Source organism: Methylobacillus sp. DLP286 (genome assembly GCF_056636515.1).
Window position 1 is genome coordinate 920,069 of the sequence record NZ_CM153145.1, and the last position, 23,682, is coordinate 943,750.

Here is a 23,682-nt window from a genome sequence, read left to right on the forward strand (position 1 = left end):
TCCTCTGTGAGTATTATGAGGCTAAAAAGTGTCTATTAAACTCTGGCCGATTCAATCCGCGATTCGCGCCCCTTGCGACTCATGCAAGCGTTGCGCTACCGATTCCGGCAGTATGCTCCGCAACAATTGCTCCGACCGCGCCTTTTCCACCGCCAATGCCTCCAGCACCTTGGCTTTTTGCGACTGGAAATAACGCATGACGATATAGAGAATAGCCGAGACCCCCGCCATATTGATGGCAAAGAACGCGTCCCGTATATCGCTGGGGATAGGCAAGGCATGGACGGAAAACAAGGGGTTCAAGTGCCATGACAGTATCGCCAGCAGCCCGAACATCACGAACCATGGCGTGGACTGCTTCGTCCCCAGAATCATCAGGGCGCCCACCGGCGACAAGATTGCCCAGAAAGCGACACCGCTGGAAGCCTGGAACCCGCCAATGATCCATTGCATGAAGAACGGCATCACCAGCAGCATGACCAGCTGGGTGAAGGTGAAGGCGTCGAAGCGCTTGAAATGGTAAAACACCAGCAAGCTGCCGTATGAAATGATGATGTAGATGTACGGCACGGCCGCCATCACCGCATATCCCTCCCCCAGGCTGGAAAGGGTGAATATCCAGAATACGCAGGCCAGGCTTTCAGCCAGCACCAGAATGGATAGGATGACGACGCCAAGCACGACCGTCTTGGCTATTTCAGAAGGCTTGTTCCCCAGGAAAGGCTGGATAAGCCGCATGAAATAACGGTCAGCCTGATGCATGATTGCGTTCTCTTTTTTTGTTGTAATTCAATTGATTTGAGCAATATATCGCAAGGCCGGCAGTTAATCTATCCCCGTCGTCGTCAATCAAAGCGCTGGCTGATTGCCGCGGGTTTGGGTTAGAATGGCATCTGGCGGGCCTCCCCGCATTGCAAAGTAGCCAACCTGGTCAGGTCCGGAAGGAAGCAGCCACAACTATTGAAGCAAGTGCCGGGGGTTTGGCTCGCCTCTTTAAAGAATCCGACAAGCCTGGCTGCGATGGGCAGCGCCGAATCTTCGTTTCAAGGGGCGCATTTGACCGGGCAGAGCAGGCTCCTGTAACGCATGACACCCAATGAGTTTATACGCCGATGAGCTATCAGGTTCTTGCCCGCAAATGGCGTCCGAAATCCTTTGATGCGCTGGTAGGCCAGGAGCATGTGGTACGTGCGCTCACCAATGCCTTGCAGCAGCAGCGATTGCATCATGCCTATCTTTTCACAGGCACCCGCGGCGTCGGCAAAACCACCCTCTCCCGCATCCTGGCAAAATCCCTGAATTGCGAACTCGGCGTCAGCGCCACCCCTTGCGGCCAATGTGCAGCCTGCGTCGCAATCGACAAAGGCAGCTTCCTCGATTACGTCGAGATGGATGCCGCATCAAACCGCGGGGTGGAAGACATGACCTCGCTGCTGGAAAAAGCCATTTACGCCCCCACGCAAGGCCGCTACAAAGTATACATGCTTGACGAAGTCCACCAGCTCACCGGGCATGCCTTCAATGCCATGCTGAAAACGCTGGAAGAGCCTCCAGCCCACGTCAAGTTCATCCTCGCCACCACCGATCCGCAAAAAGTGCCGGTCACCATCCTGTCGCGCTGCCTGCAGTTCAACCTGCGCCAGATGTCGAGCAGCGGCATTGCCGAGCATCTCCAGCATGTGCTGGCCCAAGAGAACATCGCCTTCGAGCCTGTCGCGCTGCAACTGATCGGCCGCTCCGCCAACGGCAGCATGCGGGACGCATTATCCCTGCTGGATCAGGCGATTGCCTATGGCGGCAACAGCGTCAATGAAAAAGAGGTTCGTGCCATGCTGGGCGCGATTGACCAGGCTTACTTATTCGACCTGATCAATGCCCTGCTGGCCCGGGACGGCAATGCCCTGCTGAGCCAGGCCCGCGCCATGGAGCAACGTGCGATTTCCTTTGACGCCGCGCTGAACGACCTTGCCAACCTGCTGCATGAAATTGCCATTGCGCAGGCGGTGCCGGACAGCATCGCGCACGACCATCCCGAGCGCCAGGCGATGCTTGATATCGCAGGACGCATGAGCGCCGAGGAAATCCAACTCTATTACCAGATCGCCCTCCTCGCTAGGCGGGACCTCGGCCTGGCGCCGGATGAATTTGCAGGGTTCACCATGGCATTGCTGCGCATGCTGGCTTTCAACCCCGGAGAGCAGAAATCACCGGCAAAGGCAAAACCGGCTGCTGTTGCGCCACCCGTAGCGGCTGAAAGCTCGACGCCCCGTGCCAGTGCCGCCCTTGCCATCAGCCAGCCAGTCGCCAAGATTGCAGCCCCCAGCATCACGACCCGCAGCGTGGAGGCAACGCCTGAACTGGCCCCACCGCCATCAGAACCTGCTCCGCAACCGGCTCCGGTTTCCGCGCCTGCTTCCAGCGTTGAAGATACCCCTGTCTCAGCAGTTACCCGCAGCTTTGACGGCGATTGGCGTGGATTGGTTGACCGGTTGAAGCTCGGCTTGGCCAGAGCGCTTGCGCAAAATTGCGAGCTGGCAAGTTTCGATGAGGAACATATCGCTTTTTCCGTGCCGCCGACGCAAAAGCACCTGCTGGGCATGGGCTATGAGGAAAAATTGCAAAGCGCGGTTGAGCAGCACTTTGGCCGCAAGATCAAGATGACTTTCGCATTGGGCGGCAGCGGGAACACGCCGGCCCAGTTGATGAGCCAGGAAAAGGCCGCCTTGCAGGCGCACGCGGAAAGCGCGATTCACAACGATGGCTTTGTGCAGGCGCTGATCAAGGATTTCGGCGCACAGATCATTCCATCCAGCATCAAACCACTTCAATAAATCCCGGAGGATAAACATATGATGAAAGGCGGCTTGGGCAACCTCATGAAGCAGGCCCAGCAAATGCAGGAGAACATGAAACGCGCCCAGGAAGAACTGGGCAAGGTTGAAGTGGAAGGCCAGGCAGCCTCGGGCCTGGTCAAGATCACCATGACCTGCCGCCATGAAGTGCGCCGCGTCAGCATTGACGACAGCGTGCTGAGCGATGACAAGGAACTGCTGGAAGACCTGATCGCCACCGCGTTCAACGATGCCGCACGCAAGGCGGAAGCCACTTCCCAGGAACGCATGAGCAGCCTGACCGCGGGACTGCCAATCCCGCCCGGCATGAAGTTGCCATTCTGATTTGCACCTGAACTTGCCCCATCATGCGTAACCCGCCCGCGCTGGAACAATTGGTCGAAGCCTTGCGCTGCCTGCCTGGGGTGGGCCCCAAATCCGCCTTGCGCATGGCCTACTACCTGCTGCAACGCGACCGCAAGGGCGCTGGCCTGCTTGCCAAGTCTCTTGATCAGGCCTTGCAGGTGGTCAGCCACTGCAGCCTGTGCAACAACTTCAGCGAACAGGAAATCTGCCCGCTTTGCGCCTCTCCTGCGCGCGATCATTCATTGCTCTGCATCGTGGAAATGCCGAGCGATCTCATGATGCTGGAGCAAACCCAATCCTACCAAGGCATGTATTTCGTCCTCATGGGCAGGCTATCGCCGCTGGATGGCATCGGCCCTCGCGACATCCACTTAGACAAGCTGCTCAAACGCGCCCAGGATGGAGAGGTGGAAGAAGTCATCCTGGCAACGAACTACACTGTGGAGGGCGAAGCGACTGCGCACTATGTCAGCGAGCTGCTCCGCGCCCGCGGCATCAAGGTTAGCCGCATTGCGCGCGGCCTGCCGATGGGCGGGGAAATCGAGCATGTGGATAGCGGCACCCTCGCACAAGCCATGCTGGAGCGCCGCAACCTAAGCTAGTTCAAAACTGGCTGGGTTCTGCTTCTAGAGCGCGGCCAGCCAGGCTCTGCTGCCAGGCGGCCAGGCAGGTTTCTATTTCAGCCACATCGTGCACGGCATAATCCGCTCCCCACTCGAGCGGACGGTCTGCCTGGTCGAGGTATCCATAAAGCGCCACCACAGTCGGCATGCCTGCCGCAACCCCGGCTGCAATATCGCGTTGCGCATCCCCGATATAAATACAATCGTTCGGCTGTACGCCAGCCTGCTCGCAAGCCATCCATAATGAGTCGGGATGAGGCTTGGGACGCGGCGCATCATCTGCGCACACCAGGCAAGCCAGGCGCTGGTCCAGCTTCAACGCGGCAAGCAAGGGAGCCGAAAAACGCCTGGGTTTATTGGTCACGACTCCCCAGCGAATCCCGGCCGCTTCAATCCTCTGCAACAACGTCTCCATGCCGTCGAACAAGATAGGCGTGCGCGTATATACCTCATCATACAGCGCCAGATACTCGTCCCGCATGACTGCAAAATTTGCATCCTCCGGCGTGATGTCGAACCCGATGCCCAACAGCCCTCTGGAACCGTGGGACGCATAGGGACGGATAATGTCCTGGTCCAGAAAAGGCAAACCGTGGCGCTTGCGCTGCAAGTTGAGCGCAAGCCCAAGGTCGGGCGCCGTGTCGGCCAGGGTACCGTCGAGGTCGAACAAGACAAGGCTTTTCATGGCTTACTTGACCGTTTGCAGGATGTAATTGACGGAGACATCGTCGTTCAGCTTGTAATGCTTGGTCAGCGGGTTGTAACCCATCCCTTTTGAGCCGATGACGTCGAGGCCGGCAGCACGGGCCCAGCCAGCCAGCTCGGAAGGCTTGATGAATTTCTCATATTCATGGGTGCCGCGCGGCAAGAGGTTCAATACATATTCAGCCCCCAGCACGGCAAAAAGATAAGCCTTGGGATTGCGGTTGATCGTCGAAAAGAATACCTTGCCTCCAGGCTTGACCAAGCTCGCGCATGCCAGCACCACGGCCGCAGGATCTGGCACATGCTCCAGCATCTCCATGCAGGTCACGACGTCAAAACTCTCGGGGGCCTCCTGCGCCAGATCCTCGACCGAGATCAGGCGATAATCGACTTTGGCGCCGCTTTCGTATTGGTGCAGCTTCGCTACTTTGAGCGCCTTCTCTCCCAGGTCTATGCCCGTCACATCGGCGCCTCGCTCACTCATGGACTCGGACAAAATGCCGCCGCCGCAACCGACATCCAGCACACGCTTGCCTGCCAAGCCTGCATGCTCGTCTATATAGTTGAGGCGTAACGGGTTGATTTCATGCAACGGCTTGAACTCGCTATTCTTGTCCCACCACTTATGGGCAAGCTCGGCAAATTTCTGCAACTCTGCCTGGTCTACGTTCACGCCAGATACTGATTCAGTTGGGCTTGCCATTCGGTACTGATCTCCTTTAACTCGGCAGGCTCGATATTGGCATACACGCCCGCCTGCCCTTGCAACTTCTGATACTTCAACTCTCCGGCCACCCATACATGGCTGACATGCTCACGCCCGGCACTGTATACAAGGTGGGAAACCACATTGAAACATGGCTCCAACTCGATTGAGGCAAGGTTGACAGCTACCACATCCGCATACTTCCCAGACTCCAACGAACCCAGGTCCGCTTCCTGTCCCAATGCTCTCGCCGCATTGATCGTCGCCATGGCCAACGCTTCTGCAGCCGGCACACTGGCTGCGTCCTTGCTCGCTCCTTTGGCCAGCAATGCAGCCAGGCGCATTTCCGCAAACATATCCTGGCGGTTATTGCTTGCCGCACCATCTGTGCCTATCGCGACATTCACCCCCTTTTTCAAGAGCGCATCCACATGCGCGATACCGCTGGCAAGCTTGAGATTTGACGCTGGGCAATGCGCAATATGGCAACCATGGGCAGCCAAGGAAATTATCTCAGCCTCACTCAAGTGAACCCCATGCGCCGCCACCAGATTGGGACCTAGCAAACCAAGCGCCTCCAGGCGTTGCAATGGTCTGACTCCATATTGCTTTATGCTGCCCTCAATTTCCGCTTCTGTCTCATGCAGATGCGTATGGATGTTCAATCCCAACTGCTCTGCATAAGTCAGGATGTTCCCAAACGTACTGTCACTGACTGTATAAGGCGCATGCGGAGCCAGGCTTGCGCTCAGCAGTTCACTATCTCGCCAATCATCCCTTGCCTGCAAACCTTTCTGCAAATAGTCTTCTGCATCATGCGCGTAGCTGGTGGGAAACTCCATGACCACCAAACCGATATTCGCACGCATGCCTGCCTGGACTGTAGCCCCTGCCACAGCCTGCGGGAAAAAATACATATCGTTGAAACAGGTCGTTCCACCTGCGAGCATCTCAGCGCATCCGAGCAAGGTCCCTTGGCGCACGAAACGCTCCGAAACAAACCGCTTCTCCGCAGGCCAGATATGATCTTGCAACCACTGCATTAAAGGAAGGTCATCTGCAATTCCCCTCATCAGGCTCATTGCTGCGTGGGTATGCAGGTTGATCAACCCAGGTATCAACACATGTTCATCCAGCAGCACAGTTTGTGCCAATGGATAGCGCTCCCTGGCCTGCTCGGTCGGCAGGGTATCCAGGATACGTTGACCCTCGACAATCACACTGTGATGCTCCAGCACCTTGCCCAAGGGAAGGCCGGGCACAACCCAGCGCGCCTCAAGTGAGTGCAAAGCCGGCTGCTCAGCCGAACGGGATTTGAAATTTTGATTCATGAATGGCCATATATGAAAAAGCCCCGCTAGGCGGGGCTTTTTCAACGCTTAAGCTAAATTACTCGCTAGCGCGTTGTACTTCAATTTCAACGATTACACGACGGTTAGGCTGCAAGCACTCGATCGCCTTCTTGCCGCGTACGCCAGCGCACTCGACAACAGGCTCGGACTCGCCCTTACCGACTGCATGCAGGCGGCTTTCTTCAATACCTTGGGAAACCAGGTACTTCTTGACAGTGTTAGCGCGACGCTCAGACAACTTCTGGTTGTAAGCTTCGTCACCGATGCGGTCAGTGTGGCCAGTGATCAGAACCAGCTCAACTTCTGGATGAGCCTTCATCTTTTCAACGACGTCGGCATTGAGCGCTGCCTTGCCTTCTTCCTTCAGGTTGTCCTTGTCGAAACCGAAGAGCACTTCAGAAGACAATGTCACCTTCTCGAAAGCTGGCTCCGCAGGACCAACTGGAGCTGGAGCTGGTTCTGCAACCGGCTCAGGTGCTGGCTCTACAGCAGCTACCGGCTCTGGAGTTGGCTCAACTACTGGAGCTGGCTTAGGAGCGCCAAAACGGAAGATGGCACCAAGATTCAGGTAGGTATTGCTCAGAGTAGTAGTATCACGATCGCCTACAGGACCTGTCTCGCCACGGCTCCATACTTGACGTACGTCAGCTTGCAAACCGAAGGATTCGTTGAACAAGTATTGTGCACCGAAACCAACGTTAGCCATCCAAGAGGTCTTCTTGCCACCCCAGTCGCCACCACCAACAGTTTCAGTGTAGTCGATCTTGTTACGCGCTGCACCCACACCGGCAAGGAGGAAAGGACGGAACTTGTCACGGCTGAAGAAGTACAGTGCATCAACACCGAACAGAGTCTGCCTATATTTGCCATCGCTGAATTCAGCACGGTTTTCGTCGGCACGGTTGTGACTCAAGCCGATTTGAACATCCCAGTGCTCGCTGATTTCCTTACCAAACTTCAGGAAACCGCCAACACTTTGGTTTTCAGCCCTAGCATCGCTATCAGCATTCAACACATTAACACCTGGCAATGCATACCAAGCACCGCTGTATGCTACATCGTCAGCACTCGCTACCGATGCCGCAAACGCGAATGCGCTAGCAACTGCAAGACCAATCAGATTTTTTTTCATTCGATTTAACTCCTGATGACTAACGGACGACTTGACTATACTCAATGCATAAAAGCCACGCAATGGGTCTAGTCGAGGAAATCAAGCTAGATCGGCACTTTCAACCGATTTGTTGCAATTATACAACAACACACTTAAGGCAGACACCCTGTCTTTACAGAGTTTTGCAACACGATCGAACCCTACGCACACCGCACCACGCACCCCTATGTACGAAGGTTTCACTTTAATTATATTTTTAATATTTTCAATTTTCAATGACCCAGCGAGACCTGTTTGCATACCTTCGGCCATTTGCAGGAAAACCGCCAGGCTTCCCATATCCAAATGGGCAAGCAAATTGCGGCCATCCTTGTTGGCGGTATCCAGCATTACGCCCCAGAAACCTGCCTCCCGCAACAAAGGCACCAAGGCGAACTGGGGCGCAAGGTCGGCCATCAATACTGCGACCACCGCCAGCTTGCGTTCGGCAATCAGGAGCTGCAAGGCATTGAGGCAGGCGATGTTGTCATGCTCATTGCCAAAAAAGCCTACCTTGATAATATCGACGCCTGTCTCCGCCATTTGCACGACAGCCTCGCAAATCACCGCAGGCTCCATGGGCAAGTCGCCAGTCGTCGCACTGGTGACCTTCCTGCCGTCAACAGCGGCCACCGCCTCAGTGACGACCGACAAGGGCAGGGCCCCGAGCGCGCCTTGTGAAGGGTTTTTCATGTCGATGATGTCCGCCCCCCCTGCCAAGGCCAGCAAAGCCTCTTCCGCGGAAGTCACGCTAACCAGCAGCTTACTCATGCCTGGTTTTCTCCCGTCCTTGCCGCCTTGTGGTTCTCGACCTTGTCGACAAGCCATTGCCAGGCCTCCAGTTCACGCTCGCCAGCCGTCTTTTCAATCGCAATTTTCAAATAATTAATTTCAGCCTCGATCTTTTCTATGGGCAGCATATGCAGTCGGCTTACCAATACCGCCAACTCGATTACGGCGGCTTGCGCGCGGTTGAAGCCGCGAAATGGCGCGTGGATTTCTTCATGAATCACGCGGAAATAAAGCTCGGGACGCGTCTCGTCGTCCTTGATTTCCACCAACTCCAACTCACGGTGCGTCAACGCGGATGCTAATACCACGCCGTTGACCTTGCTGGCCTTAGTCAGCGGCCAATCATGGCGTCCAGTCATACCGCCGGCAAAAGCCCGGACGTCATCGGTAAAATTCAAGACGGCATGTCGCGTCGACAAGAGGTTTTCCAAGGTTACGGAAGGCCTGAATGGCGCAATCAATATCAATCCGTTGCGCTCCCTCACCCCGAAAGGGGCAATATGTGCTTCCCCTTCAGTATTGAGCGAGGTCAATATGCTTTCATAAATCATGCTTCAGGCGCCTTCCCTATTCTACGAGGCCCGCAAGTCACCTCTTCAGCAGGCTGTTCGACTTTGACTTCTTTTTCAACCTTGCGGGGTCCGCAAGCTGCGTCTTCCTTGCCTTGCTCGGCCCGCTTCTCTCTTTTTTCCTTCAGGGCGGCATCCCGGTGCTCCACCCTGCCTTCCGGATCTTTCGCCAACGTAGCGCAGCCCCATTCCAGTTCTTCGTCCTGGCTGTAGCGTTTCTTCAATTGCCAGGCGATCTGGGCGCGCGCCAGCTCCACGCCAAGGTAAAAGGCATGGGAACCGTCCTGTTCCACGTTGAGGTAGGGATAAAGCTTGAAAGGATCGGTATCGCAATGGATGCCATCGCGATTGAAGACATGCATACCGTCCCGGCTGATGATGATACGGAAGCTCGGGTCCCTGATCTGGGAAGCCAACTCCTGCACTTCTTCAGGCGTGTAGGTAAAAGGGCGCTTGTCGTGCAGCCCCAGCAGGCCGTCGCTGTAATCCCTAGGCAAGCGGTTTTCCTCACGGGCCGCATACATGATGCGGCGTGCGACGTCAGCCTCGGCCACCGCATACACGGCATGGGAACTGACAGAGGTGGCCAGCACGGCATTGACCTTGAGCTCGGTAATGATGCCGAACAGCATCGCATTGATGCCTGTGGTGTCGGCATCCGTCAGCTCGGTCAAGTTCCCTACTCCCATCATGATCTCGATGCCCGGATAGCGCTTCCTGAGCCGCTGGTAGCGCACGATGGAATCGGTGAAGCCGAACGGAATGGGATCCAGGATCGCATCCGCAATGAAGGGCCTGCCACGCTTCAACATGGCTTCTATGGCACGGTAAAGCGATCTCTGGTTGGTTGGCGTGGTGGGGATCAGGATGGGCGTGGACGCCACTTCGTCGGCAACCCACAAGGTTTTTTCAGTCAGGCTCAATAAGTAGTCCGCACCCGCTCTGCCGGCCAGCAGCAGATCGTCCGTGTTCAACGAGTCCACGCTCACCTTGAAGCCCTCCTGCTTCAAGGCTTGGATGGAATCCTTGAGGTGAGGGAAAGGCGTATTGGGCAAACACCCGAGATCGATCACGTCGGCGCCTTGGCGGCGAAACTCTTGCGCACGCGCCACTACGCCATCCACGGTCAATTGTGGCGCCTCGACAATCTCGGCGAAAATCTTAACGTCGAACCTGGACAAATCCACTTCGCGCCCTCCCCGGCCAAAAAACTGCGGCAAATCCTTGAGGTCGTCAGGCCCGCGCACGACAGGAACGCCGTATTTTTCCACAAGCAGATCCAAATCGCCCTTGCACAGCCCTGGCACAATAATGCGGTCCGCGCCTCCCGCATCGGGTAAGCGCCGCATGATCAGCTGGGGCGTCAACAAGGCTGCAACCGAGACGCCGAGCTGTGCTATGCGGTAGCTGAACTCGGTAGGCTGCATGTCTTCAAGCACTTTATGCAGGCTTTTTTCTGCGAGCTTTCCTGTCAGGAATAGGATGTTTTCAGACATGCGAGCCTAGCCTGAATTGCTGCTTGCAATTGCTGCATATCACTGACCACCGTGGTGTCTTCATAGGTCTGGAGCCTTGCGATATTGTCCAGATCAATACGGCGCGGGAACACCTTGACCATATTCTCCCGCGGAGCCTCCGACTCCACTTCGGGAGCGGTATCGCATGCAAACACGATACTTGGCACACCGCACTTGCCCGCCTGGGCATATACATTGGTCACAAGGGTATCAGAAACTCCATATACCATCTTGGCAATGGTGTTGGAGGTTGCCGGTGCGATGACGACGCTATGATAAGTACCGTAGTAGAACATCTCCACCGGCACCGAGCTTGCCGTCTTATCCTGAAAAACCTTGGCGACGCGGTGCTTGAAGCCGTACTGCTGAAGCACCTCTGCGGCCGCACGGCTCAGGAACAGATCCACATCATCAAGGCCGTCAATAATCTCCAGGCATTCCCGCAGATAATGACCCGAACCAGTGATTGCCCAGGCCAACCTCGGCTTTTCTACCGTTTTCACGCCTGTCTTAAACTCCGAAAGGATGGCGCAGCACAATCGTTTCATCGCGCTCCGGGCCTGTGGAGACGATGTCCACCGAGACCTCGCACAATGCTTCCAAGCGCTTGAGGTAGTTGCGGGCATTCTGCGGCAGGTCTTCCCAGCGGCTGATGCCGAAGGTGTTCTCGTCCCAGCCCGGCAACGTCTCGTAAACCGGTTGGCAACGCGCGACATCGTCCGCTCCCACCGGCAGCAAATCGACTGGCTTGCCGTCCAACTCATAACCGGTACAGATATTCAGTTCCTTGATGCCGTCCAGCACGTCGAGCTTGGTAATGCACAAGCCCGTCAGGCCGTTGATGCGCGCAGAACGGCGCAAGGCGGCCGCATCGAACCAGCCGCAACGGCGCTTGCGCTTGGTCACGGTACCGATCTCGCGGCCCTTGTCCGACATCTGGAACCCTGGCGAATCCTCGGTTTCGATGTCCAATTCGCTTGGGAAAGGACCGCCGCCAACGCGGGTGGTGTAGGCCTTGGTGATGCCGAGCACATAATGCAGCATGCTCGGGCCGACCCCGGTGCCAGCCGCAGCCTGGCCGGAGATACAATTGGAGGACGTCACGTACGGATAGGTGCCGTGATCGACGTCGAGCAATGTGCCCTGCGCGCCCTCGAACAAGAGGTTCTGCCCAGCCTTGTTGGCCTCGTAGAGCGCAGCCGAAATATCCGTCACCAGCGGTTGCAGCAACGGTGCCTTGGACAAGGCGTCATCCAGTTGCTGCTGGTAGTCCACGGCCTCGACATTGAGGTATTTGGTCAATACGAAGTTATGGTAATCCAGCACCTCCCTGAGCTTTTCCGCAAAGCGCTGGGGATAGAACAAGTCGTAAACGCGCAGGGCGCGACGGGCGACCTTGTCTTCGTAAGTCGGGCCTATGCCCTTGCCTGTGGTGCCGATCTTGCGGCCAGGTTCGCGTGCAGCCTCGCGCGCCTTATCGAGGCGCACGTGGTAATCCAGGATCAATGGGCAGCCCGGGCTGACCTTCAAGCGGTTGCGCACTTCCAGGCCGGCCTTTTCCAGGCCGTCAATCTCGAACAAAAGATGGTTGGCATCGAGTACCACGCCGTTGCCGATATAGCAATTGACGCCTTCGCGCACGATGCCGGAAGGAACGAGGTTGAGCTTGTATTCCTTCTGCGAGGCACCTTGACCAATGACCAGGGTATGGCCGGCATTGTGGCCTCCCTGGAAACGCACGACACCCTGCGCATGGTCTGTCAACCAGTCTACGATCTTACCTTTACCCTCATCCCCCCACTGGGTACCGATAACGACGACGTTCTTACTCATGAATAGATCCAATAGATAGAGTTATAACTCGGGAGCGGCCACTACGACCCACTCTCCATTTTGCTGGACCAGGTTGCGATCGCAACCCAGCTCCGCACGATAGGGCTCTTGCCCTGGCAAATCCTGAATGACCACCTGCCCTTGCGCACGCAAACCTTCGATCACCAGGGCGAGGGAAGCATCTGCAACGGCGGGCGCGAAAATGGCGCCTGCCGCCTCGGCGACAGGCAATGAGCTGACCACGCCGCGCAAGTCCAAGCTGAACCCGGTCGCTGGCCGGGCCCGGCCGAAAATGGCGCCGACCTCGTCGTAGCGGCCGCCCCGAGCCAACGGCCCGGCATATCCCTGCGCATAGGCAGCAAAGACGATGCCGCTATGGTAGTGGTAGCCGCGCAACTCAGCGAGGTCAAAGCATACCTTGACGTCCAGGTCGGCCAACCCTGCGCCGACCGCCTTGAGGTCGCGCAGCGCCTGCTGGATTTTTGCCGTCTGCGGCAAATACTTGGCAGCTTGCTCAAGCACACTGATATCGCCGCTCAGCTCGGTCAGGCTGGACAAGGCTTCCAGGGTATCCGGGTTTAAATTCCGTCCCAGCTCGCGCACCGCCGACTGGTCTTTGCTTTGCAAGGCTGCGTACAGCTCCTGCTCCTGGGTTTCGCCGATCCCGGCATTTTCAAGCAGGCTGGCAAAGATGCCGACATGACTGACATCGATATATAAAGTATCCAGGCCAACCGCATGCAAGGCCTTGACCATCAGCCTCTGGATTTCGATATCGCTCTCGACGCCCGCGTGCCCATAGAGCTCAGCGCCGACGTGCAAGGGTTCGCGGCTGCGCGCGAGACCGTCTGGCGACGTGCGCAGGACGCTGCCGGCATAACACAAGCGCGTCACGCCCTGGTTGTTCAACATATGGGCATCGATACGAGCCGTTTGCGGCGTCATATCCGCCCGGATACCCATGAGCTTACCGGTCAATTGATCGACCACCTTGAAGGTGGCGATATCAAGGTCATGGCCGATACCGGTCGTCAGCGATTCCATGTACTCCATCATGGGAGGAATCACATATTGATAACCGTGCACTTTGAACAAGTCCAGCAAGCTGCGACGCAATTGCTCGACGCGGGCAGCCTCGGCCGGGAGTACATCTTCGATGTATTCAGGAAGTAACCAGTTACGCATTATTTTCTACAAGGTTTAGGGCTAGTGCACCAATAGCACGATCAACAGACCTACCAGCATGGATGCCAGTCCGACGAAACGCAACTGCCCATCCTTCATTTCCACCATGCGCTGAAAGGTCTGCCTCCAGGTTTGCGGTGCGATCAAGGGCAATATACCCTCGATCACCAGCACCAAACCAAAGGCAAGCAGCAAGCTGGAAGTCAAGATGGGCGTTCCTGCTTACTTGGCGGCGCTACCCGCGCGGCCGGAGTTACGCATGTATTTGAAGAAATCCGAACCCGGGTCAAGCACCATGACGTCGCTCTTGCTCTTGAAGCTATTGCGGTACGCATCGAGGCTACGGTAGAACGCATAGAACTCAGGGTTCTTGCTATACGCCTGGGAATAGATTTCCGCAGCCTTGGCATCGCCCTCACCCTTGATCTTCTGCGCTTCGCTGAAGGCTTCGGCAATGATCACCTCGCGCTGCTTGTCCGCATCGGCGCGAATTTTTTCCGCTTCGCCAGCGCCCCTGGAGCGCAGCTCATTGGCAACCCGCTTACGCTCGGCTTCCATACGCTGATAGACGGATTCGCTCACTTCCTGGGGCAGGTCCACGCGGCGCAAACGCACGTCCAGCACCTGGATGCCCATCTGGCGTGAATCACGGTCCGCGCGCTGGCGCAGGATGTCCATGATCTTGCTACGCTCGCCGGACACTACCTCATGAATGGTGCGCTTACCGAACTCGGCACGCAAGCCGTCATTGACTGTCTGAGACAAGCGGCGTTCCGCCTGCAGCTCATCGCCCTTCACGGAAACATAGTATTTGGCAGGATCGACGATACGCCACTTGATGAACGAATCCACCAGCACGTTCTTCTTTTCGCTGGTCAGGAAGCGGTCAGGCTCCACCCAATTCAAGGTCAGAATACGCTTATCGAAATAACGCACGTTATCCACCAACGGCACCTTGAAGTAAAGGCCTGGCTCTTTTTTCACCGATACAATTTCACCTAGGCGGAACACCAAGGCATATTCGCGCTGGTCCACGCTAAAGGCAGACAGGCTCAGCAGCAGCAAGGCTGCAATCAGGCCCAAGAGCACTGTTCCAAGATTTCGCATTATCGGCTCTCCCTGTCTCGGCTACGGAATGAGTCCCGTGAACGCTGGATATTGACGTCAAGCTCGGAAGTGCTGCTGGGCACTACAGGCTGCACGGTGGATGCGGCAGCCGGATTCGCGCCGGAAGCCGACAGCAGCTTGTCGAGCGGCAGGTAGAGCAGGCTGTTGTTGCCCTTCTGGTCGACCACGACCTTGCTGACGCTGGACATGATCTGCTCTTGCGCATCCAGGTATAGACGCTGGCGCGTGACTTCAGGAGCGCGCTGGTACTGCGCCAACACTTGCTCGAACCGGCTGGCATTACCCTTGGCCTCGTTCTCGACACGCAGCTTGTAACCCGCAGCCTCTTCCAGCAGGCGGGAAGCGGTACCGCGCGCACGCGGAATCACATCATTGGCGTAGGCGTAGCCTTCGTTCTTCTGGCGCTCAAGATCCTGGCCAGCCTTCACGGCATCGTCAAATGCCGCCTGCACCTGCTCTGGCGGCTGGGCGTTCTGCATCGTGACATTGACGATGTTCACGCCGGTGGAGTAACGGTCCAGGATTTCCTGCATCAGCTGCTTGGCCAGTACGGCAATTTCCTCGCGCCCTTCATACAACGCGAAGTCCATCTTGCTCTTGCCGACGATCTCGCGAATCGCGGTCTCGGCAATGCCGCGCACGGACTCTTCTGCAAAACGGTTGTTGAACAAGGTTTCTTCTACGTTCTTCAGGTTGTACTGCACCGCGAACTGCAGGTCGATGATGTTTTCATCGTCCGTCAGCATCAAGGATTCCCTCAATTCACGGCCACGGCCGGAACCGCCCTCGGCAGAGCGGTAGCCCACTTCTATGGTGCGTACCTGCTCCATATTCACCACGGTGACGCTTTCGACTGGATACGGCAGGTGCCAGCGCGGGCCGGGCATGGTGGTTTCCACATGCTTGCCAAAACGCAACACGACACCGCGCGACCCCTGGTCCACGATATAGAAGCCAGTCGCGAACCAGATGACGGCGACCAAGCCTAGCACAGGCAGTACCGGGATCGTCCTTGCCTCTGGATTAGGTTCGCCACCCGTCCCGCCATTCTTGCCGAACAAGCCATTCAGCTTGCGGCTGAACTGCCGAAACACTTCATCCAAATCGGGCGGACCATCGTTGTTACGATTGCCCCAACCGGGATCGTTAGCCATGCATCACTCCGAAAAATCAAAAAATTATGCGTTTAGATAGGATTGCGACAGCTTTTCCTGCAATCCCTGCTGATGTTCGAGCAAAGCTTGACGCAAGAGGTCAAGCCCTTCCCCTGTCTTGGCAGAAACACGCACTTTCGAGATTCTACCATACTCGTCGCGATCAAGCCCCGGCGGGATTCCGACACGATCAATCTGGTTCAGCACCAATACTTGGGGCACATCCTGGGCGCCAATCTCGGATAGGACAAGATTGACCTGCTCAATCTGCTCGTCACGGCTATCGCTGGCCACGTCGACGACATGGAAGAGCAAGTCGGCCTGCACCGCCTCTTCCAGCGTCGCGCCAAAGGCTTCCACCAGCGCATGCGGCAAATGCTTGATGAACCCCACCGTATCCGACATCACGACCGGGCCGCCGTCGGGAATGTAAAGTTTGCGCGAAGTGGTGTCCAGGGTCGCGAACAGCTGGTCGGCCGCATAGACGCCAGACTGGGTCAGCCGGTTGAACAATGTGGACTTGCCAGCATTGGTATAACCGACCAGGGACACGGACAGGACCTGGGAGCGCCGGCGGGCGCGACGCTGCATGCCGCGCTGCTGCTTCAGCTTGGCAAGCTTTTCGCGCAACTGCTTGACGCGTATACGCAGCATCCGCCTATCGAGCTCGAGCTGGGTCTCACCGGGACCGCCACGGACACCGATACCGCCCTTCTGGCGCTCAAGGTGGGTCCAGCCGCGCACTAGGCGCGTGGACAAATGCTCAAGCTGGGCAAGCTCCACCTGCAGCTTGCCTTCATGGCTTTGCGCGCGCTGGGCGAAGATGTCGAGGATGAGCCCTGTCCTGTCCACGACGCGCGCCTCGAGCAACTGCTCGAGATTACGCTGCTGGGAAGGGCTTAGATCATGATTGAACACTGCGACCTTGGCATCCGCGGCCTCCATCGTGGCGAGCAATTCATCCGCCTTGCCGCTGCCGACAAAGAACTTGGGGTCGGGTTTGGGACGGCGGCTTTCTACCGTCCCTGTAATCGACATGCCCGCGCTAATGACGAGCTGTCGCAACTCCTGCAGGCTTTCCTCGTATCCAGGATCGCCAAAATCCACGCTTACCAGTACGGAAGCATCCCCACCGACTGGCCGGTCAAACATATGAACAAATACTTGGCAAGAATTAACCTTCGGACGAGGAGGAAGGCCCATGGGGAATAGAAACCGCACGGCCTGGCACAATGGTTGAAATCGCGTGCTTGTATACCATCTGGGTGACGGTATTCTTGAGCAGGATGACGTATTGATCAAAGGAATCCACTTGCCCCTGCAGCTTGATCCCATTGACGAGATAAATCGAAACAGGCACGTGCTCCTTGCGCAACGTGTTCAGAAAGGGGTCTTGTAACATCTGCCCTTTAACGCTCATTTTGATGCTCCTTTACCTTGTAGTTGTATATATAGGGAGTTTTATTCTTAAAAGTAACTTTACGTGAAAAACTTTCCCCAAGCTAGCGCTTGCCACTAACAATCAGCAATTCCCTGCCTCTCAATTAGTGGGGCCTACAAGCTGAAAAACAAGTGCCTATTGTCAATTCAGTTCCGACACAACGTCATCAACTTGACACTAGGACTGCATAGAAACCAAATTGTTCTGTCCTTTACAGGCTTTTTCTCTCTTATCGCTGCGCCTGCAAGACTGCCTGCATCCGTGCCAGGCCCTCTTCCCTTCCCAGCAGCGTCATCACCGCATCGATGCTGGGCGACTGGGCGCCACCGGTCAGCATCACGCGCAACGGCATAGCCACCTTGGGAAACTTGAGTCCATTGTTGGTGACGGCAGCCTCAATGGCTTCATGCAGCTTTTCCTGCGTCCAATCTATCTCCTTGAGCTCGCCGAACAACGCATTCATGACCGGCAATATTTCGGGAGTCACGTGCTTTTCCAATGCGGCTGCGTCAATTTCGGGCTTGCGGTAGAAATACGCAATGCTGCTGGCAAGCTGGTTGAGGCTATTGGCGCGATCGCGGTATAGCGAAATCACCGCCTGCAGGTCCACGCCCGCGTTGACGGCAATGCCGGACCGCGCCAGGCGCCCGGCAACATCTTCCGCCAAACGCTGCAAGTCTGCCTGCTTGATATAGTGGGCATTGAGCCAGTTGAGCTTTTCAGTATTGAACTGGGCGGCAGAAGGCGTCACATGGTCCAGCCCGAACCACTCGCAGAACTGGGCCATGCTGAAAATCTCGTCATCGCCATGCGACCAGCCAAGGCGCGCCAGATAATTCAGTACGGCTTCCGGCAAATAGCCGTCCTCGTGATACTGCATCACACTCACGGCGCCATGGCGCTTGGACAGCTTCTGGCCGTCATCGCCGAGGATCATGGAGAGATGGGCATATTGCGGGATGGCAGCGCCAAGCGCCTGCAACAGATTGATCTGGCGCGGCGTGTTGTTGACATGGTCATCGCCGCGTATCACCTGGGTAATCCCCATATCCCAGTCATCGACCACCACGCAGAAATTATAGGTGGGCGTGCCATCCGCCCGCGCAATGATCAAATCGTCCAGCTCTTCATTTGCAATACTGATCTGCCCTTTGACCAGGTCATCCCAGACCACGTTGCCCGTGAGCGGGTTCTTGAACCGCACGACGGGCGGAATATCTGCCGGCACGGCCGGCAATGCCTTGCCGGCCTCCGGCCGCCAACGTCCATCGTACCGAGGCTTCTTGCCTTCCTGCATTTGCCGCTCGCGCATCGCGTCCAGCTCTTCCCGGCTGCAATAGCAGTAATACGCGCTGCCTTCATCCAGCAGCTTCTGGATGACTTCCTTGTAGCGGTCCATGCGCTGCATCTGGTAGAACGGGCCTTCATCCCAGCTCAGACCCAACCAGTTCATGCCGTCGAGAATAGCTTGCACGGCCTCCGGCGTCGAGCGCGCCACATCGGTGTCTTCGATACGCAATACGAACTGCCCTGCATGCTTGCGGGCATAAGCCCATGAAAACAAGGCGGTACGGGCGCCACCGATATGCAGGAAACCGGTAGGACTAGGGGCAAAACGGGTACGAACTGTCATGGGAAATCGCAATGAAAATAAACGAGGAATTTTAACATGGCGCCAGGGCGGCAGCTGAATTGAATCACTTCACAAAAGAAAACCGGGACACGCCCGGTTTTCCTTAACGTATAGCTATTGATGTTGCGTCGCTATTTACTGGCCTGCTTTTCAGGCTGATCGTATTGGGCGGTTTTCCATCCTCCGCCCAGGGCCTTGAAGAGATCGACGGTCGCGGTCAACCTTGCCTGTCGGCTCTGGATGAACGCCAACACGGCATCGTTGTAAACCCGCTGCGAGTCGAGCACATCCAAATAAGCGGAATATCCCGACTTATAACGGTTCTCAGACACCTGCAACGCCTTCTTCGCCGCTTCCTGGCTGATATTCAAGGCGTCTTCGCGCTCGCGGCTCTGACGGACCGTCACTAACGCGTCGTTCACTTCCTTGAACGCAGTCTGGATAGAGCTTTGGTATGTTGCCAACGCCTGCTTTTGCCTTGCGGTTGCCTGGTCGACACGAGCTGACAACCTGCCCGCATTGAAAATAGGCAGGCTCAATCCCAGGCCGGCAGACCAGATACGCGATGGTGCATGCATGATCTCATTCAATGCTGCACTTTCGCCGCCATAGGTCGCAGTCAAGCTGATAGTGGGAAACAACGCCGCCTTGGCAACCCCAATTTGGGCATTTTCAGAGATCAGGGTCTGCTCGGCCTCGCGGATGTCAGGGCGTGCCTCCAGCAAGCTGGAAGGCAGGTTTGCCGGAGGAATCGGAGGCGCTGGCAACTGGTGAATATCCCCTTCCGGCACCTTGAGCTCAAGGTCACCCGTCAGCACGGCAAGCTGATGCTGCACGATTTCACGCTGCCGCACCAGGTCGGCAATCTGCGCCACCAGGTTGGAGTTGGCTACATCGGCCTGATGCACGTCGAGGATGGAGGCAATGCCTCCCTCGAGCCGGCGCTTGGTCAATGCCAGGCTTTCTTCACGGCTTTTCAGACTATCCCGCGAGACAGCAATCTGCGCCTCCAGGCTGCGCAACAAGAGATAGTTGCTGGCCACCAATCCCGATAAGGACAAGCTGACCGTATCCTTGGCGAAATAAGTGCCCAAGGCCTGGGCCCTTGCAGCCTCACGCGCACGGCGCAACCTGCCCCAGAAATCCAGCTCGAAGTTGGTTCCCAGCTGCAGGTTGTAATTCTCACGAATCGCAGGTACATGGGACGGCAACGGGAAGGCACCGGTTTCCGTCACTTTCTGGCGCACGCCGTTTCCGCTCAGGTCAATCTGGGGAAACAAGACAGCGCCCGCTTCGCGCATGGCGGCATCAGCCTCTTCAATCCTGGCCACCGCCTTGACGATATCCAGGTTATCGGCAAATGCCTTGTCCATCAGCTCGTTCAAGACCGGGTCCTGGAATGTTTCCCACCATTTATCCAGATTCAATGCGGCCTGTGCGTCTGTCTGCGTAGCTTCAGACGCATTGAAACTAGCTGGCAGCTTCGTGTCTGGCCGATGGTAATCCGGCCCCACCATACAGCCGGCCAAAGCCAATGTAACGGCAGCATAAATTATGTTGTGACGTACCATCATGCTGTTTCCTTTTGGTCATCGTGATGCACGCGGCTGCTGGTCTGCCCAGACAACCAGGTAAAGAACATCGGGATAAATATCGTGGCAATAAAGGTTGCCAGCAGCATGCCGCCGAATACGCCCGTCCCCATCGAGCGGCGTGCGGCAGCACCTGCGCCTGTTGCAATCACCAACGGCACGATCCCCAGCACAAACGCCATCGAGGTCATGACGATCGGGCGGAAGCGCAAGCGCGCGGCTTCGATGGCGGCCTGTTTGATCGGCAAGCCCTCTTCCAGCTTCTGGCTCGCGAACTCGACGATCAGGATGGCGTTCTTCGCCGCCAGGCCGACCAATGTCACCAGGCCAATCTGGAAGTAGATGTCGTTAGGCATGCCGCGGAACAACACCGCCAGCAAGGCGCCCACCAAGGCGAACGGCACCGCCATGATGACCGCGAGCGGCAACGCCCAGGTTTCGAACTGTGCCGCCAGGATCAGGAACACCATGATAATGGCGAAGCTGAACGCAAAGATCGCTGCATTGCCGGTGAGCTTTTCCTGGTAAGCCTGGCTGGTCCAGGCGAGCTGGTAGCCGTCAGGCAAGGTATCGTGGGCGATCTGCTCGATCAGACTGATGGCATCGCCGGAGCTGACGCCGTAGGCTCCGCCGCCCATGACCTTGGCAGCCAGCAGGCCCTGGTAACGCTCCAACTGCTCGGCACCAATAATCTCCTTCACCTTGCTCAGCGCCGACATCGGGATCATTTCCCCGCCGGCGGCCCGCACATATACGCGCCCGATATCTTCAGGCTTCATGCGGTAAGCTGGTTCCGCCTGCAACTGCACGCGATAGGTACGGCCGGAACGGTTGAAGTCATTGACATACAAAGTGCCCATCGTGCTTTGCAAGGTGGCGTAAACATCCGCAATCGGCACCCCCAGGGACAAGGCCTTCGCCTCGTCCACCTCGATCGACAGCTGCGGCACGGTCGGACGGAAGAAAGTGTTGATGCCGGACAGGCGCGATTCCTTGCGCAAAGCGTCCATGAAGTTATTCACCACCTCGGAAAGGTGGATCGGGTCGGTATCCTCGCGGCTCTGGATATACATTTCCATGCTGCCGGAACTGCCGAGGCCGCGAATCGCAGGCGGGTTGAACGCGATCGCCATGCCGTCCGGCTGCATCATGCCGATGCCGAACAAGCGCTGCACAATCTGTTCGGCAGTGGTGGTGCGCTCATCCCAATCCTTCATCCGCACGAACATGGTCGCGGCACTGGTCTTGTTGCCGCCGCCGATCAGGTCGAAGCCATTGATCACGAACTGACTGGCCACTGCCGGATCTTCGGCAATTGTCTTGCGTACGTTTTCCATGGTCTTGCTAGTACGGGAAAGGCTGGCGCCGTCCGGCATGATGGCCGCAGTCACCACATATCCCTGGTCTTCTGGAGGGACGAAGCTCGTCGGCACGATGCGGAACAGGTAGACCCCGGCCGCGATGATGCCAACAAACACGATCGCCCCGATGATCCGGTGACGCAAGGTCAAGCCGACCACGGAGGTATAGAAGTTGGTCAGCTTATCGAAACCGCGGTTGAAAGGCCTGAACAGCTTCGATTCGCCATGGACGTGCTTGAGCAGGATCGCACAGAGCGCCGGCGTCAACGTCAGCGCGACGATACCGGAAATCACCACGGCAACAGCGACCGTCACGGCGAATTGGCGGTACAGTTCGCCCGCGATGCCGCCCATGAAAGCCACGGGAATGAACACGGCGCACAATACCAGCACGATGGCCACCACCGCGCTGGACACCTGCTGCATCGACTTGATGGCGGCATTCAGCGGCGAGAGCTTTTCCTGGCTCATCAGGCGCTCGATGTTTTCCAGCACCACGATCGCATCATCCACCACGATACCAATCGCGAGCACCATGGCAAAAAGCGTCAGCGTGTTGATCGAGAAGCCGAACAACCACAACCCGGCAAACGTACCGATCAGGGAGATAGGCACCGCGATGATCGGGATCAAGGTAGCGCGCCAGCTCTGCAGGAACACGAACACCACCAGCACCACGAGGATCATGGCTTCGCCCAGCGTATGCACCACCTCGCCTATCGAAGCCTTGACGAAATCGCTGGTGTCGTAAGGAATGCGGTAATCCATGTCCTCGGGGAAGCGCTGCTTCAGCTCCTCCATCTTGGCCTTGATCGCCTCGGCGGTATCCAGCGCATTCGCCCCTGTCTGCAGGAAGACCGGGATACCCACCCCAGGCTGCCCTTGCAAGGTCGTGCGGATATTGTAGTTTTGCGCGCCCAGCTCGATCCGCGCCACGTCCTTGAGATAAAGGACGCCGCGCGGGCCGTTGGCCTTGACGATGATATTGGCGAACTGCTCGGGCTCGATCAAGCGGCCCTTGGCTGTCACGGTATAGACGATCTGCTGGTCATCCGGCGCAGGGTCCTGACCGATCCGCCCAGCGGCGTATTGCGCATTCTGTGCAGCAATCGCAGCTGCAATATCGCTGGTGGTCACGCCCAATTGCGCCATCTTGTCCGGGCGCAACCAGATACGCATGGAATAATCCTGCGTACCGAACACGGTAACATCGCCCACGCCCTTGATACGCTTCAACTCGTCCAGCACATTGAGCGTGGCGTAGTTGCTCAGGTAGAGCGGATCGTAGGTCTTGTTCGGGGAAACCAGCATCAATGCCATCAAGATGTCATTCGACCGCTTTTGCACGATCAAGCCGGTCCGGCGCACATCTTCAGGCAACCGCGGCGTGGCAATGTTGACACGGTTGCTGACGTTGAAGGTCGCCTGGTCCACATCCGTTCCCGTCTCAAAAGTGACGGTAATGGTCAAGGTGCCGCTGGAGTCAGCGCTGGATTGATAGTAAAGCAGCCCTTCGATGCCGCTCAACTGCTCCTCGATCGGCGCAGCCACCGTCTTGGCAAGCGTCTCGGCGCTGGCGCCTGGATAAGTGGCAGTCACCATGACTGTCGGCGGGGCAATTTGCGGATATTGCGCGATAGGCAGCTGAAAAGCAGCGGCCAAGCCTGCGAGCACAATAATGATCGATACGACCGACGCAAAAATCGGCCTCGTAATAAAGAATCTCGTCATGATTGCCCTC

The 23,682-nt window shown here is 57.0% G+C and carries 22 protein-coding genes and 1 other RNA gene; 4 read left to right on the plus strand and 19 right to left on the minus strand.

The features are described 5' to 3' along the window. Positions 1 to 51: 51 nt before the first annotated feature. Complete coding sequence (locus ACWXTG_RS04395) at positions 52 to 762, minus strand: hypothetical protein (RefSeq protein ID WP_480220829.1); 711 nt, start codon at positions 760 to 762, stop codon at positions 52 to 54. Positions 763 to 895: 133 nt separating this feature from the next. Between ACWXTG_RS04395 and ffs the strand changes: the two genes are divergently transcribed. The 4 genes from ffs (at position 896) to recR (ending at position 3,799) form a co-directional block, all read left to right on the plus strand. Continuing rightward, positions 896 to 993, plus strand: an RNA gene (ffs, locus tag ACWXTG_RS04400) — signal recognition particle sRNA small type. Positions 994 to 1,112: 119 nt separating this feature from the next. Beyond that, positions 1,113 to 2,831, plus strand: a complete 1,719-nt coding sequence (gene dnaX / locus ACWXTG_RS04405; protein WP_480220830.1) for a DNA polymerase III subunit gamma/tau — start codon at positions 1,113 to 1,115, stop codon at positions 2,829 to 2,831. 18 nt (positions 2,832 to 2,849) lie between these two features. Next, on the plus strand, positions 2,850 to 3,176 hold the full coding sequence (locus tag ACWXTG_RS04410) for a YbaB/EbfC family nucleoid-associated protein (RefSeq protein ID WP_309565383.1): 327 nt from the start codon (positions 2,850 to 2,852) through the stop codon (positions 3,174 to 3,176). Between the two features lie 23 nt (positions 3,177 to 3,199). Further along, on the plus strand, positions 3,200 to 3,799 hold the full coding sequence (gene recR / locus ACWXTG_RS04415) for a recombination mediator RecR (RefSeq protein ID WP_480220831.1): 600 nt from the start codon (positions 3,200 to 3,202) through the stop codon (positions 3,797 to 3,799). Between the two features lies 1 nt (position 3,800). Here the strand turns inward: recR and ACWXTG_RS04420 are convergent, their stop codons facing one another. The 18 genes from ACWXTG_RS04420 to ACWXTG_RS04505 all read right to left on the minus strand — a co-directional run bounded on the left by ACWXTG_RS04420 (position 3,801) and on the right by ACWXTG_RS04505 (position 23,672). Further along, positions 3,801 to 4,505, minus strand: coding sequence for an HAD family hydrolase (locus ACWXTG_RS04420; protein ID WP_480220832.1), 705 nt, complete (start codon positions 4,503 to 4,505; stop codon positions 3,801 to 3,803). 3 nt (positions 4,506 to 4,508) lie between these two features. After that, a complete protein-coding gene (gene ubiG, locus ACWXTG_RS04425) occupies positions 4,509 to 5,228 on the minus strand; it encodes a bifunctional 2-polyprenyl-6-hydroxyphenol methylase/3-demethylubiquinol 3-O-methyltransferase UbiG (RefSeq protein WP_480220833.1) in 720 nt (239 codons plus the stop codon). Next, on the minus strand, positions 5,195 to 6,562 hold the full coding sequence (locus ACWXTG_RS04430; RefSeq protein WP_480220834.1) for a TRZ/ATZ family hydrolase: 1,368 nt from the start codon (positions 6,560 to 6,562) through the stop codon (positions 5,195 to 5,197). The genes ubiG and ACWXTG_RS04430 overlap by 34 nt, the downstream gene beginning before the upstream one ends. Before the next feature lie 58 nt (positions 6,563 to 6,620). Then, on the minus strand, positions 6,621 to 7,715 hold the full coding sequence (locus ACWXTG_RS04435) for an OmpA family protein (RefSeq protein ID WP_407996699.1): 1,095 nt from the start codon (positions 7,713 to 7,715) through the stop codon (positions 6,621 to 6,623). Between the two features lie 81 nt (positions 7,716 to 7,796). After that, positions 7,797 to 8,507 carry a (5-formylfuran-3-yl)methyl phosphate synthase gene (locus ACWXTG_RS04440; protein WP_480220835.1) on the minus strand — a complete coding sequence of 237 codons (711 nt, stop codon included), beginning with the start codon at positions 8,505 to 8,507 and terminating at the stop codon, positions 7,797 to 7,799. Then, complete coding sequence (locus tag ACWXTG_RS04445) at positions 8,504 to 9,079, minus strand: DUF447 domain-containing protein (protein WP_480220836.1); 576 nt, start codon at positions 9,077 to 9,079, stop codon at positions 8,504 to 8,506. Before ACWXTG_RS04445 ends, ACWXTG_RS04440 begins: the two co-directional genes overlap by 4 nt. Then, on the minus strand, positions 9,076 to 10,593 hold the full coding sequence (locus tag ACWXTG_RS04450) for a DUF6513 domain-containing protein (protein ID WP_480220837.1): 1,518 nt from the start codon (positions 10,591 to 10,593) through the stop codon (positions 9,076 to 9,078). The genes ACWXTG_RS04445 and ACWXTG_RS04450 overlap by 4 nt, the downstream gene beginning before the upstream one ends. Continuing rightward, the gene (locus tag ACWXTG_RS04455) at positions 10,569 to 11,162 is read right to left on the minus strand and encodes a flavoprotein (protein ID WP_480220838.1); all 594 of its coding nucleotides are present in this window, start codon (positions 11,160 to 11,162) and stop codon (positions 10,569 to 10,571) included. The genes ACWXTG_RS04450 and ACWXTG_RS04455 overlap by 25 nt, the downstream gene beginning before the upstream one ends. Beyond that, entirely contained in the window at positions 11,125 to 12,447 is a 1,323-nt protein-coding gene (locus ACWXTG_RS04460) for an adenylosuccinate synthase (protein ID WP_480220839.1), read from the minus strand. The genes ACWXTG_RS04455 and ACWXTG_RS04460 overlap by 38 nt, the downstream gene beginning before the upstream one ends. Before the next feature lie 21 nt (positions 12,448 to 12,468). Beyond that, the gene (locus tag ACWXTG_RS04465; RefSeq protein ID WP_480220840.1) at positions 12,469 to 13,632 is read right to left on the minus strand and encodes an ATP phosphoribosyltransferase regulatory subunit; all 1,164 of its coding nucleotides are present in this window, start codon (positions 13,630 to 13,632) and stop codon (positions 12,469 to 12,471) included. 21 nt (positions 13,633 to 13,653) lie between these two features. Next, positions 13,654 to 13,839 (minus strand): DUF2065 domain-containing protein, encoded by a 186-nt coding sequence (locus tag ACWXTG_RS04470; RefSeq protein WP_480220841.1) that lies wholly within the window; start codon positions 13,837 to 13,839, stop codon positions 13,654 to 13,656. A gap of 15 nt (positions 13,840 to 13,854) precedes the next feature. Next, positions 13,855 to 14,739, minus strand: a complete 885-nt coding sequence (hflC, locus tag ACWXTG_RS04475) for a protease modulator HflC (RefSeq protein WP_480220842.1) — start codon at positions 14,737 to 14,739, stop codon at positions 13,855 to 13,857. Then, a complete protein-coding gene (gene hflK, locus ACWXTG_RS04480) occupies positions 14,739 to 15,914 on the minus strand; it encodes an FtsH protease activity modulator HflK (RefSeq protein WP_309565398.1) in 1,176 nt (391 codons plus the stop codon). The genes hflC and hflK overlap by 1 nt, the downstream gene beginning before the upstream one ends. A gap of 24 nt (positions 15,915 to 15,938) precedes the next feature. Continuing rightward, a complete protein-coding gene (gene hflX / locus ACWXTG_RS04485) occupies positions 15,939 to 17,066 on the minus strand; it encodes a GTPase HflX (RefSeq protein WP_480220843.1) in 1,128 nt (375 codons plus the stop codon). A gap of 22 nt (positions 17,067 to 17,088) precedes the next feature. Further along, on the minus strand, positions 17,089 to 17,334 hold the full coding sequence (gene hfq, locus ACWXTG_RS04490; RefSeq protein WP_309565400.1) for an RNA chaperone Hfq: 246 nt from the start codon (positions 17,332 to 17,334) through the stop codon (positions 17,089 to 17,091). A 250-nt stretch (positions 17,335 to 17,584) separates the two neighbouring features. After that, entirely contained in the window at positions 17,585 to 18,988 is a 1,404-nt protein-coding gene (gene gltX / locus ACWXTG_RS04495; RefSeq protein WP_480220844.1) for a glutamate--tRNA ligase, read from the minus strand. Positions 18,989 to 19,119: 131 nt separating this feature from the next. Beyond that, positions 19,120 to 20,562 carry an efflux transporter outer membrane subunit gene (locus tag ACWXTG_RS04500; RefSeq protein ID WP_480220845.1) on the minus strand — a complete coding sequence of 481 codons (1,443 nt, stop codon included), beginning with the start codon at positions 20,560 to 20,562 and terminating at the stop codon, positions 19,120 to 19,122. Further along, on the minus strand, positions 20,559 to 23,672 hold the full coding sequence (locus tag ACWXTG_RS04505) for an efflux RND transporter permease subunit (protein WP_480220846.1): 3,114 nt from the start codon (positions 23,670 to 23,672) through the stop codon (positions 20,559 to 20,561). Before ACWXTG_RS04505 ends, ACWXTG_RS04500 begins: the two co-directional genes overlap by 4 nt. Positions 23,673 to 23,682: the final 10 nt, after the last annotated feature.